This window comes from Mesorhizobium sp., assembly GCF_004963255.1.
In the GTDB taxonomy this organism is placed as follows: Bacteria; Pseudomonadota; Alphaproteobacteria; order Rhizobiales; family Rhizobiaceae; genus Mesorhizobium.
Genome location: NZ_SUGA01000036.1, coordinates 19,578 through 42,699 on the forward strand (window position 1 = coordinate 19,578; position 23,122 = coordinate 42,699).

Below are 23,122 nucleotides of genomic sequence, written 5' to 3' on the forward strand. Positions count from 1 at the left end.
GCTCAGACCTCCAGCGCCATGCCGCCGAAGGAGACGCCGGCGGACGTACCGAGGAAGAGCAGCTTCATGCCGGACGCCACGCGGCTCTCGCGGCGCGCGACGTCGAGCGCGAAGGGCATGGACGCGGCGATCTGGTTGCCGAAGCGGGCAGAGATGTCGACCAGCTTTTGCGGCGCAAAGCCGGTCTGGCGCGCCATATGCGCAAGCGCGAAGGGGCTCGCCTGATGCGGCACGACGAGATCGACATCCTCCCGCTGCCAGCCGGCGCGCTCGAGCAGAGTGTCGACGAAGCCGTTGAAGTGGCGCGCGGTGAGCCGGAACAGTTCCTTGCCGTCCATGTGGAACAAGCTGTGCGCGGCGAACGCTTCCGGTTCCTTGCGGAAATCGAAGCGCGTGCCGCCCGAACCGATGCCGCAGGCTTCCCAGCCGGAAGGATAGGTGCGCATCAGGCTCGCCGCCACCTTGCCCTCGCCAGGCCTGGCCTTGCGCAGCACAGCCGCCGCAGCGCCGTCGCCGAAGAGCGCGGCGATCTCCGGCGCGTCCTGCCACGGCAGCGCGCGCGAGGCGACTTCGGATGAAAAGACCAGGGCCGTCTCGCATTGCCCGGCCTCGATCATGCGGCCCGCGGTTTCGAAAGCGGTTAGGAAGCCAAGGCAGGTGCTGTTGACGTCGAAGGCGGCGGCCGAGCCGTCCGCCAGCCCGAGGCGCTGCATGACCAGCGGCGCGGTCGCCGGCAGCGGCTGGTAGGGCACGCCGCAGCCGCCGACGATCAGATCGACGGCGCTGGGATCGAGGCCGGCATCGGCAAGTGCAAGGCCCGCGGCCATGCAGGCGAGGTCGATCTGCGATTCGGTTTCGCAGACATAGCGCTCGACGACACCGGTTGCGGTTTCGAGCGTGCCCTTGCCGAGGCCGAGCCGCTCTTCCAGCGCGCGCGTCGTCACCCGCTCAGCCGGTACCGCCCTGCCGGTTCCGACGACCTTGATCCGCATTCCCCCCTCGCCGCATGAGTTCGGCTCTATCTAGCGCAAAAACTGGCGTGGGGCGACGGCCATCACCGGCGACTGGTGACGACGTTTGATCGCAAATAATTCTGCGATAAGAATGCGATCCTACAGGGGGTGAGATATGGCTAATTCTTTTTCTCGCTTTATTTCTTCTGTCTTCGGGAATTCTGTTTCGAAGCCAAATGCAGACGCTGCCGGAAGCCCGTGGCCGGACGGTCTCCAGTATCTGTTTATCAAGCCATCCAAGAAGGATGTCTGGGAGGCGCTGGACGGCTGGAAGTGGATTGGGCTTGATGGCCTGGAGCCCGCCGCAGTCTCTGCATTCGGCGACATTTTCTTCCGGGCTCCCGATGGTTCCGTCAAATTGCTGGACATGATCGGAGGCCGATTGACCCAAGTGTCAGAAACGTGGCCGGCGGTTATAGCCCAGCTCGCCGATCCTGATCGTCGCGACGAACTGTTGCTGGCTGGCTTAGCGGCGGCGGCACGAAAGAAGGGATTGGTCTTGGCGGACGGCGAATGTTACGATTTCGAAACGCCACCCGTACTCGGTGGCGAAATGTCCGCTGAGCAAATCAACAAGACTTTCTTCGTGGTCAAAGTGCACATAGCCGGCCAGATTCACCGGCAAGTAAAAGACCTCCCGCACGGTACGAAGATCAACAAAGTGACGATCGGCGATCGCTGACGTTCACGCCTTGCGCTCCCATCGCCGGTCCGGCGTCTGCTGCCAGTAGGTCACGGCGTGACCGGCTTCCTTCATCGTCTTCCAATGGCCGCGCGCGGCTTCGAGCTGTGCCGCGTCATGGCCGTCGAACAGGAAGACGGCGCGCTCGTAGCCCGACAGCTCGGGCGGGTTTGCGCCGTCGACCAGGAAGCGGATCTGCGCGGCATTCTGGTTGCCCTCGCTTGTGGTGAGCAGGATCGGCTGCTCGGCCGGATAGGCCTCGCGGTCGGTGGCATGCGCCAGGAAGGAATCGTCGCGAAAAGTCCACAGATGCTGGTCGAGCGCGTCGCGCCGCTCTTCCGTGCCGGTCTGCACCACCGCGCGCCAGCCGCGCTCGACGCTGCGCTCGAGCAGGCCGGGCAGCGCCTCCTCGAGCGTCGATTCGGTCAAATGGTAGAACAGGATGTCGGCCATCCCCTACCCTTCGTAGTGATCGCGCACCAGCCTATCGAGCAGTCTGACGCCGAAGCCCGAACCCCAGGACTGGTTGATCTCGCTCGACGGCGCGCCCATCGCGGTGCCGGCGATGTCGAGATGCGCCCAGGGCGTTTCCCTGACGAAGCGCTGCAGGAATTGCGCCGCGATGATGGCGCCGCCATAACGGCCGCCGATGTTCTTCATGTCAGCATTCTTGGAATCGATCAGCTTGTCGTATTCGGGGCCGAGCGGCATGCGCCAGAGCCGCTCCTGGCTGGCTTGGCCGGCGCCGAAGAGCCTGCCCGCCAACTCGTCGTTGTTGGAGAACAGGCCGGCATAATGCTGCCCGAGCGCGACCATGATGGCGCCGGTCAGCGTCGCCAGATTGATCATGAATTTCGGCTTGAAGCGGTCGTTGGTGTACCAGAGCGCGTCGGCCAGCACGAGGCGGCCTTCGGCGTCGGTGTTGAGCACCTCGATCGTCTGGCCCGACATCGAGGTGACGATGTCGCCGGGGCGCTGCGCGTGGCCGTCGACGGCGTTCTCGACAAGGCCGATGACGCCAACCACATTGGCCTTGGCCTTGCGCGCGGCGAGCGCATGGATCAGCCCGGTGACGGCGGCCGCCCCGCCCATGTCACCCTTCATGTCCTCCATGCCGGAGGCCGGCTTCATCGAATTGCCGCCGGTATCGAAGGTGACGCCCTTGCCGATGAAGGCAAGCGGCGCGTCCTTGGCCTTGCCGCCGTTCCAGCGCATCACCACCAGGCGGGCGCCGCGTGGCGAGCCTTGGGCGACACCGAGCAGCGAACCCATGCCGAGCTTCTTCATCTCTTTTTCGGTGAGGATCTCGACCTCGACGCCGAGCGTCTCCAGCGCCTTGACGCGTTCGGCGAAGTCGACGGGCCCAAGCACATTCGCCGGCTCGTTGACGAGGTCGCGCGCCAGCAGCACGCCCTCGACCACCGCTTCCTCGCCGGCAAAGGCCTTCTTCGCGGCAGCCGGATCGGCGCAGTGGATCGTGACCTTGGCGGGCTTCGCCGGCTTCGCGTCGGATTGGCCGTCGTCCTTGTCCTTCCTGGTCTTGTACTTGTCGAAGGCGTAGCTGCGCAGCAGGATGCCGGCGGCAAGGCTCGCCGCCTGGCGGCCATCGGCCTGCAAGTCCGGCAAATCGAGGATGACGGCCACCTCGGTCGCCTTGCGCAGCGAAGCGGCGACAGTGCCGCCGAGCTTCAGCCAGGAATTGTCGTCGAGGGCCGACACCTTGCCGGCGCCGATCGCCACCAGCCGGTCGACGGACGTTCCTTCCGGCGCCAGCACCTCGGCGGAACTCGCGAACTTGCCGGAAAAATCGGCGACCGGAAACGCGCGAGCCAGCGCACCGGCGGGATCGCAGGCCTTCGCCACCTCGCCGAGCCCCCCGCCGTCGGCAGCGAACACGAAGACGCTGCCCTTTTTCGGCACGGCGAATTTGGCGAAAGAAATGGATGGTCTCAACGTCATCAGGTCCTGCTTTCGGGGATGGCCGTAAGGTGCCGGCAAAGGTAATTTTCAGCGAGCTAGGGGTTTGGCAAGCGTGCGCGACATTTGGTCGTTTTCAGCCATTTGGCAAGACTTTGGCCGAAATCGCTGCCTATATCAGCGCCACCATAGACAAAGGATTCGCCTCGGCACGACCTTAGCTTGCTGCCGCAACCTGCTGTTAACCATCGATGTTTTGCATTTCTTATTCATTGGCGCGGAGACTCCGCCGCGCCGGGGCATGTGGCGTGGGGCGACAAACCGGAGCGAGCCGCCTATGACGCAGTTGTGCGGGCGACGCCGGATCACTACCTTGTCGGCGGGCATGATGCCGTTCGGCAAAATCGAGAAAAGCCTTCATGAAGGTCGTTGAACGCTACATCATGCGCCGCGCGCTGACGATGTTCCTCGCCGCGCTGGTCTGGACGCTGGCGATCGTGTGGACGACGCAGGTGCTGGCCAAGATCGACCTCGTCACCGACAACGGCCAGTCGGCGCTGACCTTCTTCGAGGTCGCGGCGCTGATCATTCCCTCGATCATCCCGATCGTGGTGCCGTTCGCCCTGGTGGTGGCGGTGGCGCAGACGCTGAGCGCCATGAATACCGATTCGGAGCTCGCCGTGCTCAGCGCCGCGGGCGCCTCGCGCTGGACCATCGCGCGGCCGATCCTGCTCCTCGCAATCGCAGCTTGCGCCTTTTCCTTCATCGTCGACAACGCCATCGACCCCTATGCCAGGCAGAAGAACCGCCAGCTGGTGGCGGCTTCGCGCGCCGACCTCGTGTCGCTGATCATCCAGGAAGGCACGTTCCGCAAGATCGACGAGGGCCTCTACCTGCAGGTCGGCGAGCGGCTTCCCGGCAACCGGCTGGGCGGCATCTTCGTCGCCGATTCACGCGAGGAAGGCGCCAGCCTCACCTACTACGCCAAGACCGGCAGCATCGTCGAAAAAGGCGACGAGAAGGTGTTGATGATGAATGACGGCGTCATCAACCGCAAATCGGTCACCGGCGACCTCTCGGTCATCCGCTTCACCTCTTACGCCTTCGACATGTCCGCCTTCCTGTCGGCGGCGAACGACATCACGCTTTTGCCCAAGGACCGCACGACGGCGTATCTGCTCAACCCCGATCCCAACGACAAGATGTTCCAGCGCGAACCGGGCAGCTACCGCGCGGAGCTCAACCAGCGCTTTGCCGAGTGGTCCTATTCGCTGGTGTTCGCGCTGATCGCGCTGGCCGTCGCGGGCGATGCGCGCTCGCATCGCGAAGCACGCATCAATCCGTTGATCACGGCGATCGCGATAGCGCTTTTCGTGCGATGGCTGGGCTTCTTCGCCGCCGGCAAGGCCGACCGGGTCTCGTACTACATCTACCTGCTCTACGGCATACCGCTGATTGCGTCCGCGGTTTCGATCTGGTTCATCGTCTCGTCCCGCACCATGGAATTGCCGGTCAGCTGGGCGGACTGGCTGACCAACCTCGCCAAGCGCGCCAGCGACAACTGGACGGCATTCAAGCTGTGGCTCACGCGGCGCACTTCCGGCCAGGGAGCCTGACCATGGGCTGGACGCTTGGCCGCTATTTCTTCTTCCGCTACGTCTCGATCACCTTCTGGTTCTTCCTGGGCCTGCTGGCGCTGGTGTTCCTGATCGATTTCACCGAGCTCTCCGGCCGCACGACCGGGCTGCCGGGGTTCACCTATGGCACGGCCTTCGCCATTTCGGCGCTCAGGATGCCGATGATCATGCTGCAGACGGTGCCGTTCGTCGGGCTGTTCTCGGCAATGGCGACGCTTGTGTCGCTCAACCGCCGCTACGAGCTGGTGATCGCGCGCTCGGCCGGCGTTTCGGCCTGGCAGTTCCTGTTTCCGTGCTGCGTCGGCGCGCTGATGTTCGGCGTGCTGTCGGTGGCCGTGATGAACCCCATCGCCGCGCATGGCTTTTCCTGGTCCGAGCAGATGGAGAACGATCTGCGGGCCGGCAAATCGAATGCCGTCACCACCAATGTCACGCCTTGGCTCAGGCAGAAAACCGAATCAGGCGACACCATCATCGGCGCCCGCGCCATCCTCAATCAGGGGCTGGAGATGGCGGACGCGGTGTTCTTCATCCTCGACCCGCAGGGCAACATCGCCGAGCGCAAGGACGCGGCCAAGGCCTTCCTGCGCGACGGCTACTGGGAATTGCAGGACGTCAAGGTCTTCAAGGGGGGCAATATCCAGACCCTGGTGGCCGACAAGGTGCCGACCAACCTCAAGCCGGAATTCGTTCAGGAGCGCCTGGCCCGCCCGGAAACCATCCCATTCTACGAGCTGCCGCGCAAGATCGAGGTTGCCCGTTCCTTCGGGCTCAAGGCAAATGCCTTCGCCATGCAGTTTGATTCGCTGGTGGCGTTGCCGTTCCTTCTCGTCGCCATGACGCTGATTGCTGCAACGGTTTCAATGCGATTTGCGCGAATGGGGCAGTCGGCAACGATGATTCTGGGTGGCGTCGTGGCCGGCTTTCTGCTTTATGTCGTTTCGGTACTGGTCAAGGCATTCGGTGTGGCCGGATTCGTTCCTACGGTGGTGGCTGCATGGGTTCCGGTCGTCGTGGCTATGTTCTTTGGGGTGACGTTTCTGCTATACAAGGAAGACGGCTAGTGAGGGAGGCGGTTTTGCGCAGCCATAGGCAGGCCGGTTTGGCACGCCTTTATGGGGCGACCGCCTTGGCATGTCTGTTCGCTTGTGCGGTGCCGATGGCACCCGCGCAGGCGCAGACCATCGCTGCCAAGCCCGTGCCGTCCGGCACGCAGATGCTGCTGGCCGCCGATACGCTTGTCTATGACAACGACCAGCATACGGTGACGGCCGTCGGCGGCGTGCAGATCGACTATGGCGGCAACAAGCTGGTCGCCCAGCGCGTGGTGTACAACCGCGACACCAAGCGCCTCGTCGCGAGCGGCGCCGTCGAGCTCATCAACAGCGACGGCACCAAGATCAATTCCGATCATATCGACATTACCGACGACTTCGCCGACGGGTTCACCAACGCGTTGCGCGTCGAGACGATCGACAAGGCCTATTTTGCCGCCGAGAGCGGCGAGCGCATGGGCGGCGTGCTGACCACCTTCCACAATGGCGTCTACACCGCCTGCGAGCCTTGCGAGGACAAGCCGGACAAAGCGCCGACCTGGCGCATCAAAGCACGCAAGATCATCTGGAACGGCGAGAAGAAGACGGTCCGCTTCGAAAACTCGAATTTCGAATTCTTCGGCTTCCCGCTTGCCTATCTGCCGGCCTTCGAGATCGCCGACCCGACGGTGAAGCGCAAGAGCGGCTTCCTGATCCCCGGCATCGTCTACAACAACCATCTCGGCGTCGGCGTCAAAGTCCCCTATTATTTCGCGCTGTCCCCGACCTATGACCTCACCGTCACCGGCAGCGGCTATACCAAGCAGGGCTTCCTCGGCGAGGCCGAGTGGCGCCAGCGCTTCAACAACGGCCAGTACACGCTGAAGATCGCCGGCATCAACCAGCAGGACCCGAACGCGTTCATCGGCACGGGCAACCGCTACACCGTTGATTCGGGCGAGCCCGGCGATCCGAACAAGTTCCGCGGCATGATGGGCACCACGGGCCAGTTCGCGATCAACGAGCGCTGGGACTTCGGCTGGGATGTGCTGCTGCAGACCGACAAGAATTTCTCGCGCACCTACAACATCGACGGCTACAGCGACCTCGTCCATCAGTCGTCGATCTATCTGACGGGCTTGAGCGACCGCAACTACTTCGACGTCCGCGCCATGCGCTTCGAGGTGCAGGAAGACACGCTCTCCAACGATCCCACGTCGCGCTCCGCCAAGCAACCCTGGGTGCTGCCGTCGCTCGACTATGCGTATATTCCCGACACGTCGGTGGCCGGCGGCCAGTTGTCGTTCAACGTGAACACGCGCGTGATCAGCCGCAACCGGCTGGACGCCGTGCTCGCCAATCCGGCCGACGACACTTCCATCAACAACGTGCGCGGCATCGAAGGCGAATCCAGCCGGCTCACCGCCGAGGCCGAATGGAAGCGCACCTTCACCACCGACGGCGGTCTGCAGTTGACTCCGCTGCTCGCCTTCCGCGGCGACGCCGGCTATGTCAACGCCAATCAGGCTTCGCTCGATGCCGTCAACCAGATGGGCACGAATCTCGGCCAAGACGTCGACATGCGCTCGTCGCTTGCCCGCTACATGGCGACCCTCGGTCTCGAGGCGCGGTGGCCGCTGCTGTTCTCGATGCCCAGCTCCAGCCATGTCCTGGAGCCGACCGCGCAGGTCTTTGTGCGTCCGAACGAGCAATATGTCGGCGGACTGGCCGTTCCGAACGAAGACGCGCAGAGCTTCGTCTTCGACGCCACGACGCTGTTCGAGCGCGATAAATTCTCCGGCTATGACCGGATCGAAGGCGGCACACGCGCCAATGTCGGCTTCCGCTATTCTGGCGCCTATGACAATGGCTGGGCCACGAATGCCATCTTCGGCCAGTCCTACCAGCTCGCTGGCGAGAACTCCTTCGCCGCGCCCGATCTCGTCAATGCCGGAGCCGAGTCCGGCCTGGACAAGCGGACCTCGGATTATGTCGGCCTCGTCGGCTTCAACAGCCCGAGCGGTTTCTCGGGTTCCGTGAGTGGGCGTTTCGACGAGCAGACATTCGAGGTCAGGCGCGCCGAAGTGAAGGCCGCCTATTCCAGCCTGCCGATATCGCTCAGCGCCAAATATGCCTTCATCGAGGCGCAGCCGCTCTACGGCTTCACCACCGACCGCCATGAAGTCACGCTCGGCGCCTCGACGCATCTGGCGCAGAACTGGCGGCTGTTCGGCACCGGCACCTACGACCTCCAGAGCAACGTGCTGGTCAAGGACGGGGTCGGCTTCGCCTACAACGATTCCTGCTTCACCTACATCATGACCTATTCGCAGACACGCGATACCGTAACCAAGGAAGTGTCGCAGAATATCGGCTTCAACCTGTCGTTCCGCACGTTGGGCGATTTCGGCTCGTCGACGAGCGCGATCGATACCATCCAGTAAACGAAGGCCGGTGCGCGGCCTGTGAGCCGCGCGCTGATGATGCTTGGTCTTGATTTGGAGCGTGAACCCCCGAAAATGCGGTGATTCTCGGGGCCATGCGCCGGCGACATCGTTTCGCCGCATAGGACAGGCATGGGGTCGGCTGCAGCGCGCAGGCGTTCGGAGGACGCGCGGCGCTGTCGTGCCGACAAATTGGGGCGGGGAAATTGGAAGGTAAGATGAGGAAATACCTGTTTTCGGCAGGATTGGCGCTTCTGGTGGCGGCGAGCTCGGTTTCGGTCACGGCTGTTGTGCGGCCGGCTTTCGCCGCGGAGATCAAATATGTCGTCAACGGCATACCGATCACCACCGGCGACATCGCGCACCGCGCCGCGTTCTTCAAGCTTCAGCATAAGAAAGGCGATGCCAAGGAGGAGATGATCGACCAGACGCTGCGGCTGGCCGAGGCCAAGCGGCTCGGCATCCACATCACCGATCAGCAGGTCGACGCCGCCTACCAGCGCTTCGCCTCGGGCAACAAGATGCCGCTGGCCAAGCTCGACGCGATCATGAGCCAGTCGGGCGTCACCAAGGAACACTTCAAGGAATTCATCCGCGCCCAGATGGCCTGGAACCAGGCGCTCAGCGCGCGCTACCGCTCCGGCGAGGGCGGCTCGGTGACCGAGCAGGACGCGGTGCGGCGCATGCTCGACAAGGGCGGCGCCAAGCCGACGGCGACGGAGTACATGCTGCAGCAGGTGATCTTCGTGGTTCCAGCATCGGAGCGCGCCGCCACGCTCGCCAAGCGCAAGCGCGAGGCCGACGCCATGCGTGCCCGCTTCAGCAGCTGCAACACCACGCGCGAATTCGCCAAGGGTCTGCTCGACGTCACCGTGCGCGATCTCGGCCGGGTGCTGGCGCCGCAATTGCCGACCGACTGGGCCGAGCAGATCAAGGCCACCAAGGTCGGCGGCGCGACACCGACGCGTGAGACCGAGCGCGGCGTCGAATTCATCGGCATCTGCTCCTCGCGCGAGGTCTCCGACGACAAGGCCGCGCAGATGGTGTTCCAGGCCGAGGGCAGCAGCGACAAGGACGCCGACGAGCTCAGCAAGAAATATGTCGCCGAGCTGCGGCAGAAGGCCAAGATCGTCGAACGCTAGAGCGTTTCACCGTTTCACGGAAACGGCGAACCGCTCTATCTCATTGTTTCAACGCAATTCCGGGGCGGAAAACCGCTCACATTTTTCCTGGAATTGCCCTGGAGCCGGAGCCATCAGGTTGGATCGGCCTGAATCCGTCTCCCAAATTCGAGAAATGGAACATGATGTCGTCCGAAAGCCGCAGCACATTTTTCGGCGTCATGCTCTGAGCGACAAGCATGCGATACCGCAGTCAGCCCACCCAATGAGCCCGCGCAAGACCGATGCGCCGCTGGCGCTCAGTGTCGGCGACCCTTCGGGCATCGGACCCGAGATCGCCATCGCCGCCTGGCAGGCGGGCGACAGCGCCGGGGTGCCGCCCTTCTATCTGCTGGCCGACCCGGCCCTGATCGAAGCCCGCGCCCGCCTTGTCGGCGCAAATGTGACGGTTGCCGAGACCTTGCCCGGACAGGCCGCGCATCATTTTGCCCGCGTCCTCCCCGTCGTGCCGCTCCATGCGCGTCATGTCGACAGCCCGGGAGAGCCGGATCCAACCAATGCCGCCGGCACCATCGAGGCGATCGACCGGGCCGTCGCCGACTGTCTCGCCGGCAGCGCCGCCGCGGTGGTAACCTGTCCGATCGCCAAGAAGCCGCTTTACGATGCGGGATTCGGCTTTCCCGGCCACACCGAATATCTGGCGCATCTGGCTTCGCGCCACACCGGCAAGGAGGTCACGCCGGTGATGCTGCTGGCCGGACCCGATCTGCGCACCGTTCCGGTGACCATCCATATCCCCCTGGCCGAAGTGCCGAAAGTGCTCACCACGGAGCTGATCGTCGCCGTCGCGCGCATCACCGCCGCCGATCTCAAGAGCCGCTTCGGCATCGCGCGGCCGCGGCTGGCGATCGCCGGGCTCAACCCGCATGCCGGCGAAGGCGGCGCCATGGGCCGGGAGGATGCCGCAATCATCGCCCCGGCCGTCGAGACGCTGAAGGCGGAAGGCATCGATGCGGTGGGGCCGCTGCCGGCCGACACGATGTTTCATCCACGCGCGCGCGCCACCTATGACGCGGCGCTGTGCATGTATCACGACCAGGCGCTGATCCCGGCCAAGACCTTGGCCTTCGACGAGGCGGTCAACGTGACGCTGGGCCTGCCCTTCGTCCGCACCTCGCCGGATCACGGCACCGCCTTCGATATCGCCGGCAGGGGCATTGCCCGCGCCGACAGCCTGATCGCGGCGCTCAGGCTGGCGCGCCGACTGGCCGACAGCGGGCGGCGGGCCGCCGTCGCGTGAGGACGCCTTGAACGAGCGCACGACGATCGACGGGTTGCCGCCGTTGCGCGCGGTGATCGAGCGGCATGGGCTGCAGGCCAAGAAGGCGCTCGGGCAGAATTTCCTGCTCGACCTCAACCTGACAAGCAAGATCGCCCGTGCCGCCGGCGATCTCAGCGAGGCGACCGTGATCGAGGTCGGTCCCGGCCCGGGCGGGCTGACGCGGGCGCTGCTGTTCAACGGCGCGCGGCGTGTGATCGCCATCGAGCGCGACGAGCGCTGCCTCGAAGCGCTGGCCGAGGTTTCCAGCCACTATCCCGGTCGCCTGGAGGTCATTCCCGGCGATGCGCTGAAAACGGATTTTGCCGCGCTTGCCGGCACGGCGAATGGCGGGCCAGTGAAGATCGCCGCCAACCTGCCCTACAATATCGGCACCGAACTTCTGATCCGCTGGCTGACGGTAAACGACTGGCCGCCCTTCTACCAGTCGATGACGCTGATGTTCCAGCGCGAGGTGGCGGAGCGCATCACGGCGGGTCCGGGCAGCGACGCCTATGGCCGGCTCGGCGTGCTGGCGGGCTGGCGTACCGAGGCTAGGATCGCCTTCGACGTGCCGCCGCAGGCTTTCACGCCGCCGCCCAAGGTCACGTCCTCCGTCGTGCATCTGGTGCCGCGCTCGTCTCCCCTGCCCGTAGACGGGAAGAAGCTTGGCCGTGTCACCGAGGCGGCCTTCGGCCAGCGCCGCAAGATGCTCAGGCAAAGCGTGAAGAGCCTGGGAGGCGAGGCTTTGCTGACACGAGCCGGCATCGACCCGACGCGGCGGGCGGAAACGCTGAGCGTGGAAGAGTTTGTCCGGCTGACGAACGCCGTTTGACCACCGACACCACCACTGGAATCCACAAGACGGCGCCATAGATAGGCGGCGAAACCGCCTGGAGCCTGCCCTGGAGCCTGCAATGCCTGCCTATATCATTTCCGACGTTACGATCCGCGACCGGGAAGCGTTCGAAGCCTATCGAACCCGCGCCGCAGCCTCCATCGCCGCGCATGGCGGCCGCTATCTGGTCCGGGGCGGCGATGTGGAGACGCTGGAAGGCGATTGGCATCCCGGACCGCTGATCGTCGTCGAATTCCCCGACATCGAGACGGCGCGGCGCTGGTACCACTCCGATGAATACGCGGCCGCACTCGAGTTTCGCGATGCAGCGCTGAGCCGCAACCTCATTCTGGTCGAGGGGATTGGCTCGTGACGCACCTCACGATTGCCCGGAAATCATCGGGCGTGATAATGTGATTGCATGAAAAGGAACCCTTCCCGCTCGATCCAAAATGGTCAGTTTATCCTGACGAGTGATACGGGCGAAAAGATCAGTGCCGTTGAGGGCCTGAAGTTGTCGCATCGAATGGCCGCCATTCTAAGAGAAAGCCGTGCACGCGGCCTGAGCGGTGATGAACGCAGGACGCTGATCAAGGAACAGGCATCTCGCAAGAAATAGGATCAAAGGTGGTCTACGCCGCTGAAGAAGATCCGCTTTGCTATCCAGGCACAACTGTTCTTCGAAACAAGCTGAACATCAAGAACCAGGCCGAACTGGACGAATTCGAGTTGGCCCTCTTCCTAACCAGAGCAGATGAAGAGATGCCGGCCGGCAACCTGGATTACGAACACTACACGGCGATTCATCACCACCTTTTCCAAGACCTATACGAATGGGCTGGCGCGGTTCGCACCATCCGCATCGGCAAAGGCGGCAATTGGTTCTGCTATCCCGAATACATCGACCAGGAAATGCGCAGAATCTTTAGCGAATTGGCAGAAGCCGATCATCTTTCTAAGCTCGGCATCCAAGACTTCGCTGTGCAGGCGGCACATGTGCTGGCAGAGATCAATGCCGTGCATCCTTTCCGAGAGGGCAATGGCCGCACACAGCTCACTTTCTTGGCGATGTTGATGGAGAACGATGGATTGCCGTTCAATGCCGATATGCTCGACCGCGAGCGCGTCCTTGACGCGATGATCGAGAGCTTTGCGGGCGAAGAGGCGCCGCTGGCGCACCTCATTACAGAGATCGCCAGTCGTTGAGGGACGACTCTACTCCGTCTTCTCGTCCAGCAATCCTGAAATGAAATCGAACAGGCCAGGCCGCCTGTCGCGCCGAAGTCGCTCCGCCGCGACGATGGCGCGGACCTCGGCGAAGGCGCGGTCGAGATCGTCGTTGACAATGACGAAATCGTATTCCTTCCAATGCTCGATCTCGAGGCGAGCGTTCTTCAGCCTGGTCTCGATGACGGATTCCTGGTCCTCGGCGCGTCGCTTCAAGCGCGCCTTCAATTCCTTCATCGACGGCGGCAGGATGAAGATCGAGACGATATCGGCGCGCATCTTCTCCTTGAGCTGCTGGGCGCCTTGCCAGTCGATGTCGAACAGCATGTCGCGGCCTTCGGCCAGCGCGATTTCCGCCGGCTCGCGCGGCGTCGCATAGCAATTGCCGTGCACCTCGGCCCATTCGAGCAGCGCGTCGGAATCGCGCAGCCGCTCGAACTCGCGCATGGAGCGGAAATGATAGTGGACGCCTTCGATCTCCGAACCGCGGCGCGGCCTCGTCGTGACGGAGACCGAAAGCTCCAGGCTTGGATCGCTCTCCAGAAGGTTGCGCGCGATCGTCGACTTGCCGGCGCCCGACGGCGACGAAAGCACCAGCATCAATCCACGGCGGCGGATGCGGGATCCCAGATCCCTGGCAGCCGTCGGTTCCTTGGCAACCATTCCCGTCACTCCAGATTCTGGACCTGTTCGCGAAACTGGTCGACCACCGCCTTGAGGTCCAGCCCGATCGCGGTGACCGCGGCGGCGTTCGACTTGGAGCACAAGGTATTCGATTCGCGATTGAATTCCTGCGCCAGAAAATCGAGCTTGCGGCCAATGGCGCCGCCGCCCTTGAGCAGCGTCCGCGCCGAAGCGACATGCGTCTTCAGCCGGTCGATCTCCTCGCGGATGTCGGCCTTGGTGGCGAGGAAGGCGGCCTCCTGATGCAGCCGAACGGCATCGAGATTGGCCGAGGCATCCATCAACAGGCGTACCTGCTCCGTGATGCGCTCGCGGATTGCCGCAGGCTCGCGCGAGGGATCGGCTTCGGCCTTGAGCGTCAACGCCTCAATGGCGTCTATATGGCCGGAAAGCAGCGCGCCAAGTGCCGCGCCCTCGCCTTGTCGCGCCTGTTCCAGCCCGGTGAGCGCTGCCTCGAGCGCCGACAGGATCGCGGCATCAAGCGCGGCGCGCTCCTCCTCGGTCTCTATCGCCTCGGGAATGTCGAGCACGCCGCGCAGCGAGAGCAGGCCGTCGGCGGTGGCTGGCTCAGTGCCGAACTGCTCCTGCAAGCGCTTCGCAAGCCCCGCCAGATCCTTGAGGAACGCCTCGTTGACGACCGGCTGGGCTTGCCTGGCAGCGGCGCGGCCGACGGTCAATGTCGCCTGGAAATTGCCGCGCGCGAAACGCTTCTGAACGGTCTGCCGGACGGCGGTCTCCAGCCGGTCGAAACCCTGCGGTAACCTCAGCCGAACCTCGGCGCTCTTGCCGTTCACCGATTTCACCTCCCAGGCTATCGAGGTGCCCTCGCTTTCCGCGGCGGACCGCGCGAAACCGGTCATGCTTTGCAGGCTCATTGCCCTGTCCCCCTGTCGCAGGCCAACGCACGCGGCCCGGCGCTACACGCCCTAAAAACCGCCGGACGATCGGCCGGCGCCCCCTCAAAACATGAATATGGCGTTGCGTCAAAGGACGCGTGCGGCATGCTTATTGAGCCGCGTCGCCGCCCGCGTCGCCATTCTCGCCGCTGTCGCCATTGTCTCCGGCGTCGCCGCCATCGGCATTGCCGTCGGGAACGGCCGGGGCCGTCGTCTGGCCGGAAGCCTTGGCGGCGGCGTCCGCCTGCTTCTTCTGCAGCGCCCGATAGCGGGCGACATTCTGGTTGTGCTCTTCCAGCGTCGCGGCAAAGACGTGGCCGCCATTGCCGTCGGCAACGAAATAGAGATCGTCGGTCTTCGACGGATTGGCAACCGCTTCGAGCGCCGCACGGCCGGGATTGGCGATCGGCGTCGGCGGCAGGCCCTTGACCAGATAGGTGTTGTAGGGCGTCTGCTTGTCGAGATCGGACTGATAGATCGGCCGGTCGGTGGGTTTGCCCTTGCCGCCGAACAGACCATAGATGATGGTCGGGTCGGATTGCAGCCGCATGCCCTTGGCCAGCCGGTTGAGGAAGACGGCGGCAACGCGCGAACGTTCGTCGCTCCGGCCCGTTTCCTTCTCCACGATCGAGGCCAGCGTGACGAAATCATCGATGTTGGCGATCGGCAGGTCGGGCGCGCGATGCGACCAGACGTCCTCGACCAGCTTCTTCTGGTCGGCGACAAGCTTGTCGATCATCTGCTGGCGGGTGGCGCCGCGGGTGAAGCGCAACGTGTCGGTGGCGATGCTGCCCTCCGGCGGCAGGCTCGCCGGCATGTCGCCGGTGAGCGCCTCCTGATCGGCCACGCGCTGCAACGCCTGCTCAACCGTCAGCCCTTCGGGGATGGTGAGGGAGTACATCACCGACTTGCCGCTCTTGAAGAGCTCCATGATGTCGCGCATCGAGGCGCGCGGCTTGATGGCGTATTCACCGGCCTTCAGGGCCGATTCATTGCCGGTGGCGCGCACGCCGAGCCGGAAGATGCGGGCATCGCTGATCAGGCTGCGGCGTTCCAGCTGATCGGCGATCTCCTGCACGCCGGTGTTGGGCTTGATCATGAAGGTGTCGCCATTGGCGGACGGGCCGGGCTCGACGAATGCCTGCATGCCGAAATAGAGCGCGGCCCCCGAGGCGAGCACGAGAAGGATCGCCACGGACAGGAAGAAATTCAGGAATACCACGACCTGGCTGCGCGAGGCGCGCGAGCGCTTCGACGGCGGCGGCGTGCCGGCTTCCGGGCGCAATGCCTCGGCGGCCGTCTTGGGCACGATCGGACCCTTCGTGCCTTGCCGTCCAAAATCCCCGCCGCCCGGATTTGTGCTCCCCGGATCTGTGCTCATGGGCGCGCCCTACCGTTTGATCTTGCAACGAATCCCCCAGCAACAAGCTAGGGGAGAATTTGGCAAAAATGACGGCAGGTGGCGGGACTGCCGACTGGTTGTCCGAGCAATCCGAGGAAGAGCGCCGCGCCCTCTTCCCGGGATTGCCCCGGTTGGCCTTTCAGCCATTGTAGCGCTGGAAGACGAGCGATGCGTTGGTGCCGCCGAAACCGAAGGAATTCGACAGCGCGACGTCGATCTGGCGCTGGCGCGGCTTGTTCGGCACGAGATCGATCGCCGTCTCGCGTTCCGGATTGTCGAGATTGATCGTGGCGGGGGCGATGTTGTCGCGGATGGCAAGGATCGAGAAGATCGCTTCCGCGGCGCCCGCGGCGCCCAGCAGATGGCCGACCGACGACTTGGTCGACGACATCGAGATTTTCGAGGCGGCATTGCCGACCAGACGCTCGACCGCGCCAAGCTCGATCGTGTCGGCCATGGTCGAGGTGCCATGGGCATTGATGTAATCGACATCGGCGGGAGAAAGCTTCGCCCGGTTCAGCGCCGCCGTCATGCAGCGGAAGGCGCCGTCGCCGTCCTCGGCCGGGGCAGTGATATGGTAGGCGTCGCCGGTCAGTCCGTAGCCGGTGACTTCGGCATAGATCTTGGCGCCGCGCGCCTTGGCGTGCTCGAGCTCTTCCAGCACGACAACGCCGGCGCCCTCGCCCATGACGAAGCCGTCACGGTCGCGGTCATAGGGACGCGAGGCGGTCTCAGGCGTATCGTTGCGGTCGGTGGAGAGCGCGCGGCAGGCGGCGAAGCCCGCGATCGACAGCCGGGTGACCGGCGCCTCGGCGCCGCCCGCCACCATGACGTCAGCATCGCCCCACATGATCAGCCGGGCCGCGTCGCCAATGGCGTGCGCGCCGGTCGAGCAGGCGGTGACGACCGCATGGTTCGGGCCTTTCAGGCCGTGACGGATGGAGACCTGGCCAGAGACCAGATTGATGATCTGCCCGGGGATGAAGAACGGGCTGATGCGGCGCGGTCCGCGATCCTTGAGGATCATCGCGTTTTCGGCGATGCCGTCGATGCCGCCGATGCCTGAGCCGATCAGCACGCCGGTGGCACACTGATCCTCATGTGTCTCAGGCTTCCAGCCGGAATCGGCCAGCGCCTCGTCGGCGGCCGCGATGCCGTAAAGGATGAAGTCGCCGATCTTGCGCAGTTCCTTCGGCTCGAGCACGGCCTCTGGATTGAAGGTGCCATTCGAGCCGTCGCCGCGCGGGATGATGTGGGCGATCTTGCAGGCAAGATCGTCCACCTCGAACTCGGTGACGCGGCGGCAGGCGCTGCGGCCGGAGAGCAATTCCCGCCAGCTATGCTCGACGCCCATGCCAAACGGCGAAAGCAGGCCAAGGCCCGTGACGACGACACGCCTCATCGCAGGTCCTCCCCGATTATGCCTGCGAAAGAACTCAGGCCGAGGCCTTGTCGATGTACTTCACGGCGTCGCCGACGGTGAGGATGGTCTCGGCGGCATCGTCGGGAATCTCTACGCCGAACTCTTCTTCGAACGCCATGACGAGTTCGACCGTGTCGAGGCTGTCCGCGCCCAGGTCGTCGATGAAGCTCGCCTGCTCCGTCACCTTGTCGGCATCGACGCCGAGATGCTCGATGACGATCTTCTTGACGCGCTCTGCGGTGTCACTCATTTGGGCAATCCTCGTCTTATGTTTGTCGATCTTCGTTAGCGGGCGGAATGCCGCTAATCAAGCTGAAAGATGGTCCTGCGGGCAACGCAACGCCACAGGACCGGTTTTTGCCCGAACCGCCGGGTTGCGGGCCGCATTACACGAAAAATGCCGGGCGTCCAAGCCGAAATGGCTGTTTTCACAGGCCTGCCCGACCTTGCCCGGTCAGATCATCGCCATGCCACCATTCACATGAATGGTCTGGCCGGTGACGTAAGCCGCCTCATTGGAAGCAAGGTAGGCGACGGCGGACGCGACCTCGGCGCTGGTGCCCATGCGCCTTGTCGGGATGGCGGCCATGATCGTCTCTTTCTGCTTGTCGTTGAGCTTGTCGGTCATGGCCGATTCGATGAAGCCCGGGGCGACGCAGTTGACGGTGATGTTGCGGGTGGCGATCTCCTGCGCCAGCGACTTGGAAAAGCCGATCATGCCGGCCTTGGAGGCGCAGTAATTGGTCTGGCCGGGATTGCCGGTGACGCCGACCACGGAAGTGATATTGATGATGCGGCCATGGCGGCGGCGCATCATCGGATGGGTCAGCTCGCGGGTGAGCCGGAACACGGCGGTGAGGTTGACCTCGATCACGCTGTCCCAGTCAGCGTCCGACATGCGCACGAACAGGCCATCCTTGGTGATGCCGGCATTGTTGACCAGGATATCGACGCCTTCGAGATCCGCTTCCGCTTTCTGGCCGAGCGCCTTCACCGCGTCGCGGTCGGTCAAGTCGGCCGGAAACAGCTTTACGCGGTCGCCGAGCTCACCCGCCAACGCTTCCAGCTTCTCCACGCGCGTGCCGTGCAGGCCGACGATGGCGCCCTGGCTGTGCAGCACCCTGGCGATCGCCTCGCCGATGCCTCCCGATGCGCCGGTGACGAGCGCCTTGCGGCCGGTCAGTTCGAACATTTTTCTCTCCTGATCTCAGAGGGGCACCCTTGGCACAGGCGCCGTCAAATCGCCAGCCTGTCAGGCGAGCGCCGCCAGCGCCGCCTCGACGTCCGCCGCCGTGCCGATGGCGCCGGTGACGATGTCGCGGTTGATGCGGCGCGCCAGGCCCGACAGCACCTTGCCGGCGCCGACCTCGTAAAGCGTGGCGACGCCATTGGCGCCGAACCATTCCACCGTCTCGCGCCAGCGCACGCGGCCGGTCACCTGCTGGACCAGCCGGCGAGCGATCTCATCCGGGTCACTGGTCGGCGTCACCGTCACGTTCGAGACGACCGGGACCACCGGCGCCTGCTTTGCCACGCCGGCCAGCGCCTCGCGCATGATGTCGGCCGCCGGCGCCATCAGCGCCGAGTGGAAGGGGGCCGAAACCTGCAGCATCAGCGCCCGCTTGGCGCCCTTTTCGGTGCACAGCTTCGCCGCCAGCTCGACCGCCGCCTTGGCGCCTGAAATCACCAGCTGGCCGCCGCCATTGTCGTTGGCGACCTGGCAGACGGAGCCGTTGGCCGCTTCCGCGCATGCCGCTTCGACATCGGCATGTTCGAGTCCGATGATGGCGGCCATGGCGCCCTCGCCGGCCGGCACCGCCGCCTGCATGGCATTGCCGCGGGTCCTGAGCAGCTTCGCAGCATCGCCGACCGAAACGAAGCCGGCGGCGGCAAGGGCGGAATATTCGCCTAGCGAATGGCCGGCCACATAGGCCACCTTGTCCTTCAGCGAGAAGCCGCGCGCTTCTAGCGCCCGCATCGCCGCCAGCGATACCGCCATCAGCGCCGGCTGGGCGTTGGCGGTCAGCGTCAGCGTCTCTTCCGGGCCTTCCCAGATCAGTTTCGACAGGTTTTCGCCGAGTGCTGCGTCCACTTCCTCGAAGACGCGGCGCGCTTCCGGGAATTGATCGGCGAGGTCCTTGCCCATGCCGACGGCCTGGCTGCCCTGACCCGGAAAGGTGAATGCGACGGCCATTTTGGTCTCTCCAGAGGCTGGTTTTTCCCTGCCTCTGGCGCAAGGCGGACGGCCAAGTCAAGCCCGCGGGCATCCCTTTAACCCGTCTTTCAGCCGGAAAACCCGGCTGACTCCCTGTTCCAAAAGGCTTTTTGGCGATCACACCTGATGAAAACCGCTCACGTTTACTTTGCTGGCTCTTCTTATTTCCGCCACAGGCGCTAGCTTTGCGTGACACTTTGATGACAAAGCCGTGACGCGCGCGGAAGACGTGTTGCGTGGGCCGGGGGAGTTCAGTGGCAAGGATCAGGAAAGGCGCGGCCAAGCCCGTGCCGCAATTTTTGGAAGACGATCCGTCCACCGGCTACCTGCCGGGGCGACCCTGGCCGACTGTACGCTACGGCCTGGCGACGCTGCTCGTCTCCGCTCTTCTTGTGTTCGCGATCGAATGGATTGTGCGCGGCGATTTCTTCGGCACGGTCGATTTCTTCCTGCAGCCCTTCAAGCCGGGCTGGACCACCATCATCGTCTTCGCGCTGGTGCTGGTCGGGCTGGATGCCGTGATTGGCCGCAGCCACCAGAGCCTGATGATAGTGGCGCCGCTAACGCTGGCATTGGCCTTTGTCGGTCACCAGAAATCGCATTATCTCGGCGATCCGCTCTATCCGACGGATTTCCTGTTCGCCCGCCAGATCATGGCGCTGATGCCCCTTTTGGTGCGCGAACGGCCATGGACGGCCATCATGCTGGCCGCGGCAATCGTCGGCGGGCTGGCGCTGCTGGTCTATGGCTGGCGGACCTGGCGCCGGCGGGTGCCGATCCTCAGCCGCAAGGGCCGCCTGGCGCGGCTGGCGCTTGCCGTGCCGCTGCTCGCCTTCTTCGTCTCGATCATGGACTACGCCACCTTTTCGTGGACGCGCGACCGGCTGCAGATCATCCCGATCATGTGGGACCAGAAGGAAAACTACGCCTCGAACGGTTTTGCGCTGGCCTTCGCGATGAATGTGCCGATGGCGCATGTCTCGGCGCCGCCTGGTTATTCCGAAATGGCGATGGACGCGATCCAGCGCTCCGACGTCGCCGCTTCGGTGCCGGAGGAGAAGCCGGATATCGTGGTGGTGATGAGCGAATCCTTCTGGGATCCGACGCGACTGCCGGGCGTCACCATCAAGCCCGACCCGATCCCGACCGTGCGCGCCTTGCGCTCCGGCTCGATGTTCTCGCCCGAATTCGGCGGCATGACCGCCAACATCGAGTTCGAGGCGCTGACCGGCTTCTCCAACGCCTTCCTGCCGGCCGGCTCGATCCCCTACCAGCAATATGTGCGCACGCCGACGCCCTCGCTGGCGACCTTCCTGAAGAGCGAGGGCTACCGGGCGCGCGCCATCCATCCCGGCACCAACTGGTTCTGGAACCGTGGTGCCGTCTATGCCGATTTCGGCTTCAGCGACTTTCGCTCCGAGGAGACGCTGCCGCCGATGGAAAAGCGCGGGCCGCTGGCGTCCGACGCGGCGATGACCGATGAGATCATCCGCGAGGCCGACGCCAGCGACGATCCTGTGTTCCTGTTCGCCGTCAGCCTGCAGAACCATGGCCCTTACGAGCCCTATCGCTATTACAATCCGACGCATTCGGTCGAGGCGCCGATCAGTTCCTGGGCACGGGAATCGCTGCTTTCCTACGCCGAGGGCTCGGCCGACGCCGACCATGGCCTGCAGCGGCTGATCGACTGGGCGAAGAAGCGTGAGCGGCCGACCATCATCGCCTTCTTCGGCGACCACCTGCCGCCGCTCGGACCCGTCTATGTCGAGACCGGCTTCCTCAAGGACAATGTCGCGCCGCGCAAGGAGCCTAGCGACGCCGCGCTCGAGCACCACGACACGCCGCTGGTGATCTGGTCGAACCGCTCCGGTCCGGTGCAGAACCTGGGCGCCGTGAGCCCGGCCTTCCTGCCCTACCACATCCTGACCACGGCCGGCATCACGCATCCTTATTACACCGGCTTCCTCGGCGCGCTGCGCGAGCATTACCGGGTGGTCGACCGCAACCTGCTTTTGTCGCCCGCGGGCGAAGCGACGCCGGACTGGGCGCGGCAGAAGCAGATCGATCCGAAGATCAACGATTTCCGGCTCATCCAATACGACATGATGTTCGGCAAGCGCCACTCGGCGCCCGACTTCTTCCCCGAGACGGTGAACAAGCTGGTTGCGCATACGAGTTGAGATCGGCCACCATTCCGCAGGCGTCGGAGAAATCAGGCCCTGCGGCATTGTGGAATCCTGGATCCTGGCTGCCGGCCTTGCGTTCCCGCGAAATTGCTATATAGACGCCCCCAATCTGCCGGTCCTTGCTGGGGGCTGAACGGAGGGCCGTGGCTTTTCGAAGCCGCGACACGAAGCCAGAAGCGCTTTTAGCCTCCCGTGTCTCCGCTCTCGACCGCTCGTGATGCTCCTTTCTTCCCCGTTCCGTCGGGTCAGACAAGTTGCAGAGGCTTAGCCGCGAGGGCCGGACAGAGAAACGAAGAAAGGCAGAAAGACATAATGGCTCTTTACGAACATGTGTTTCTTGCCCGGCAGGACCTGTCGCAGCAGCAGGTTGACGCGCTTGTCGAACAGTACAAGGGCGTCATCACCGCGAATGGCGGCTCGGTCGGCCGGATCGAGAACTGGGGACTGAAGTCCCTCACCTACCGGGTCAAGAAGAACCGGAAGGCTTACTACACGCTGATGGACATCACCTGCCCGCCGGCCGCGCTCAACGAGATGGAGCGCCAGATGGGCCTGTCGGAAGACGTCCTTCGCTTCCTCACCGTCAAGGTCGAGGCGCATGAGGAAGGCGCTTCGGCGATGATGCAGAAGCGCGAAGAGCGCTCCGAGCGCGGCGGCTTCGGCGACCGTGACCGTGGCGATCGTGGCCCGCGCTCCTTCGGCGACCGCGACCGCGGCGACCGTGGTCCGCGTTCGTTCGGCGACCGTGACGGCGGCGACCGTGGTCCGCGCCGTCCGCGCGAAAGCTCTGAAGGAGGTGCAGAATAATGGTCGACATCAACCAGATCCCGACCCGGCGCCCGTTCCATCGCCGCCGCAAGACCTGCCCGTTCTCCGGCGCCAACGCTCCGAAGATCGACTACAAGGACGTGCGTCTGCTGCAGCGCTACATTTCCGAGCGCGGCAAGATCGTGCCCTCGCGCATCACCGCTGTCAGCCAGAAGAAGCAGCGCGAGCTCGCCAAGGCGATCAAGCGCGCCCGCTTCCTCGGCCTGCTGCCCTACGTGGTTCGCTAAGATTTCCGAAGCGGGCGGCTTGCCGCCCGC

Annotated in this window: 22 protein-coding genes; 12 read left to right on the plus strand and 10 right to left on the minus strand. The window is 64.3% G+C overall.

Features of this window, described 5'->3' with window-relative positions:
- Positions 1-2: 2 nt before the first annotated feature.
- Positions 3-992 carry a 3-oxoacyl-[acyl-carrier-protein] synthase III C-terminal domain-containing protein gene (locus E5X34_RS26730; RefSeq protein ID WP_292571104.1) on the minus strand — a complete coding sequence of 330 codons (990 nt, stop codon included), beginning with the start codon at positions 990-992 and terminating at the stop codon, positions 3-5.
- Between the two features lie 136 nt (positions 993-1,128).
- On the opposite strand from E5X34_RS26730, the gene E5X34_RS26735 reads away from it, so the two are divergent.
- Complete coding sequence (locus E5X34_RS26735; protein WP_292571106.1) at positions 1,129-1,695, plus strand: T6SS immunity protein Tdi1 domain-containing protein; 567 nt, start codon at positions 1,129-1,131, stop codon at positions 1,693-1,695.
- A 3-nt stretch (positions 1,696-1,698) separates the two neighbouring features.
- On the opposite strand, the gene E5X34_RS26740 is transcribed toward E5X34_RS26735, so the two are convergent.
- A complete protein-coding gene (locus E5X34_RS26740) occupies positions 1,699-2,148 on the minus strand; it encodes a DNA polymerase III subunit chi (protein WP_292571108.1) in 450 nt (149 codons plus the stop codon).
- A gap of 3 nt (positions 2,149-2,151) precedes the next feature.
- Entirely contained in the window at positions 2,152-3,654 is a 1,503-nt protein-coding gene (locus tag E5X34_RS26745; RefSeq protein WP_292571110.1) for a leucyl aminopeptidase, read from the minus strand.
- Between the two features lie 377 nt (positions 3,655-4,031).
- On the opposite strand from E5X34_RS26745, the gene lptF reads away from it, so the two are divergent.
- From lptF to E5X34_RS26785, 8 genes are all read left to right on the plus strand, one after another.
- On the plus strand, positions 4,032-5,228 hold the full coding sequence (gene lptF / locus E5X34_RS26750) for an LPS export ABC transporter permease LptF (RefSeq protein WP_292571113.1): 1,197 nt from the start codon (positions 4,032-4,034) through the stop codon (positions 5,226-5,228).
- 2 nt (positions 5,229-5,230) lie between these two features.
- Positions 5,231-6,313, plus strand: coding sequence for an LPS export ABC transporter permease LptG (gene lptG / locus E5X34_RS26755; RefSeq protein ID WP_292571116.1), 1,083 nt, complete (start codon positions 5,231-5,233; stop codon positions 6,311-6,313).
- Positions 6,313-8,727 carry an LPS-assembly protein LptD gene (locus tag E5X34_RS26760; RefSeq protein WP_292571119.1) on the plus strand — a complete coding sequence of 805 codons (2,415 nt, stop codon included), beginning with the start codon at positions 6,313-6,315 and terminating at the stop codon, positions 8,725-8,727. Before lptG ends, E5X34_RS26760 begins: the two co-directional genes overlap by 1 nt.
- 218 nt (positions 8,728-8,945) lie before the next feature.
- Positions 8,946-9,869 carry a peptidylprolyl isomerase gene (locus E5X34_RS26765; RefSeq protein WP_292571124.1) on the plus strand — a complete coding sequence of 308 codons (924 nt, stop codon included), beginning with the start codon at positions 8,946-8,948 and terminating at the stop codon, positions 9,867-9,869.
- Positions 9,870-10,113: 244 nt separating this feature from the next.
- Positions 10,114-11,148, plus strand: coding sequence for a 4-hydroxythreonine-4-phosphate dehydrogenase PdxA (pdxA, locus tag E5X34_RS26770; RefSeq protein WP_292571127.1), 1,035 nt, complete (start codon positions 10,114-10,116; stop codon positions 11,146-11,148).
- A gap of 7 nt (positions 11,149-11,155) precedes the next feature.
- Complete coding sequence (gene rsmA, locus E5X34_RS26775; RefSeq protein WP_292571130.1) at positions 11,156-12,001, plus strand: 16S rRNA (adenine(1518)-N(6)/adenine(1519)-N(6))-dimethyltransferase RsmA; 846 nt, start codon at positions 11,156-11,158, stop codon at positions 11,999-12,001.
- Between the two features lie 82 nt (positions 12,002-12,083).
- Complete coding sequence (locus tag E5X34_RS26780) at positions 12,084-12,377, plus strand: DUF1330 domain-containing protein (protein WP_292571133.1); 294 nt, start codon at positions 12,084-12,086, stop codon at positions 12,375-12,377.
- Between the two features lie 254 nt (positions 12,378-12,631).
- On the plus strand, positions 12,632-13,210 hold the full coding sequence (locus tag E5X34_RS26785; protein ID WP_292571136.1) for a Fic family protein: 579 nt from the start codon (positions 12,632-12,634) through the stop codon (positions 13,208-13,210).
- A gap of 9 nt (positions 13,211-13,219) precedes the next feature.
- On the opposite strand, the gene gmk is transcribed toward E5X34_RS26785, so the two are convergent.
- The 7 genes from gmk to fabD form a co-directional block, all read right to left on the minus strand.
- Complete coding sequence (gene gmk, locus E5X34_RS26790) at positions 13,220-13,894, minus strand: guanylate kinase (RefSeq protein WP_112125616.1); 675 nt, start codon at positions 13,892-13,894, stop codon at positions 13,220-13,222.
- A gap of 5 nt (positions 13,895-13,899) precedes the next feature.
- A complete protein-coding gene (locus E5X34_RS26795; RefSeq protein ID WP_292571139.1) occupies positions 13,900-14,790 on the minus strand; it encodes a YicC/YloC family endoribonuclease in 891 nt (296 codons plus the stop codon).
- Between the two features lie 130 nt (positions 14,791-14,920).
- A complete protein-coding gene (mltG, locus tag E5X34_RS26800) occupies positions 14,921-16,192 on the minus strand; it encodes an endolytic transglycosylase MltG (protein WP_292571142.1) in 1,272 nt (423 codons plus the stop codon).
- A gap of 160 nt (positions 16,193-16,352) precedes the next feature.
- Complete coding sequence (gene fabF / locus E5X34_RS26805) at positions 16,353-17,615, minus strand: beta-ketoacyl-ACP synthase II (protein WP_112125619.1); 1,263 nt, start codon at positions 17,613-17,615, stop codon at positions 16,353-16,355.
- Positions 17,616-17,649: 34 nt separating this feature from the next.
- Positions 17,650-17,886 carry an acyl carrier protein gene (locus E5X34_RS26810; protein ID WP_006203723.1) on the minus strand — a complete coding sequence of 79 codons (237 nt, stop codon included), beginning with the start codon at positions 17,884-17,886 and terminating at the stop codon, positions 17,650-17,652.
- 204 nt (positions 17,887-18,090) lie between these two features.
- Entirely contained in the window at positions 18,091-18,828 is a 738-nt protein-coding gene (gene fabG / locus E5X34_RS26815) for a 3-oxoacyl-[acyl-carrier-protein] reductase (protein ID WP_042637932.1), read from the minus strand.
- Positions 18,829-18,888: 60 nt separating this feature from the next.
- Positions 18,889-19,830 carry an ACP S-malonyltransferase gene (gene fabD / locus E5X34_RS26820; protein ID WP_292571146.1) on the minus strand — a complete coding sequence of 314 codons (942 nt, stop codon included), beginning with the start codon at positions 19,828-19,830 and terminating at the stop codon, positions 18,889-18,891.
- Positions 19,831-20,105: 275 nt separating this feature from the next.
- Between fabD and E5X34_RS26825 the strand changes: the two genes are divergently transcribed.
- The 3 genes from E5X34_RS26825 to rpsR all read left to right on the plus strand — a co-directional run bounded on the left by E5X34_RS26825 (position 20,106) and on the right by rpsR (position 23,092).
- A complete protein-coding gene (locus E5X34_RS26825; RefSeq protein ID WP_292571149.1) occupies positions 20,106-22,031 on the plus strand; it encodes an LTA synthase family protein in 1,926 nt (641 codons plus the stop codon).
- A 318-nt stretch (positions 22,032-22,349) separates the two neighbouring features.
- Positions 22,350-22,844, plus strand: coding sequence for a 30S ribosomal protein S6 (gene rpsF / locus E5X34_RS26830; RefSeq protein ID WP_127228415.1), 495 nt, complete (start codon positions 22,350-22,352; stop codon positions 22,842-22,844).
- Complete coding sequence (gene rpsR / locus E5X34_RS26835) at positions 22,844-23,092, plus strand: 30S ribosomal protein S18 (RefSeq protein ID WP_006203718.1); 249 nt, start codon at positions 22,844-22,846, stop codon at positions 23,090-23,092. Before rpsF ends, rpsR begins: the two co-directional genes overlap by 1 nt.
- Positions 23,093-23,122: the final 30 nt, after the last annotated feature.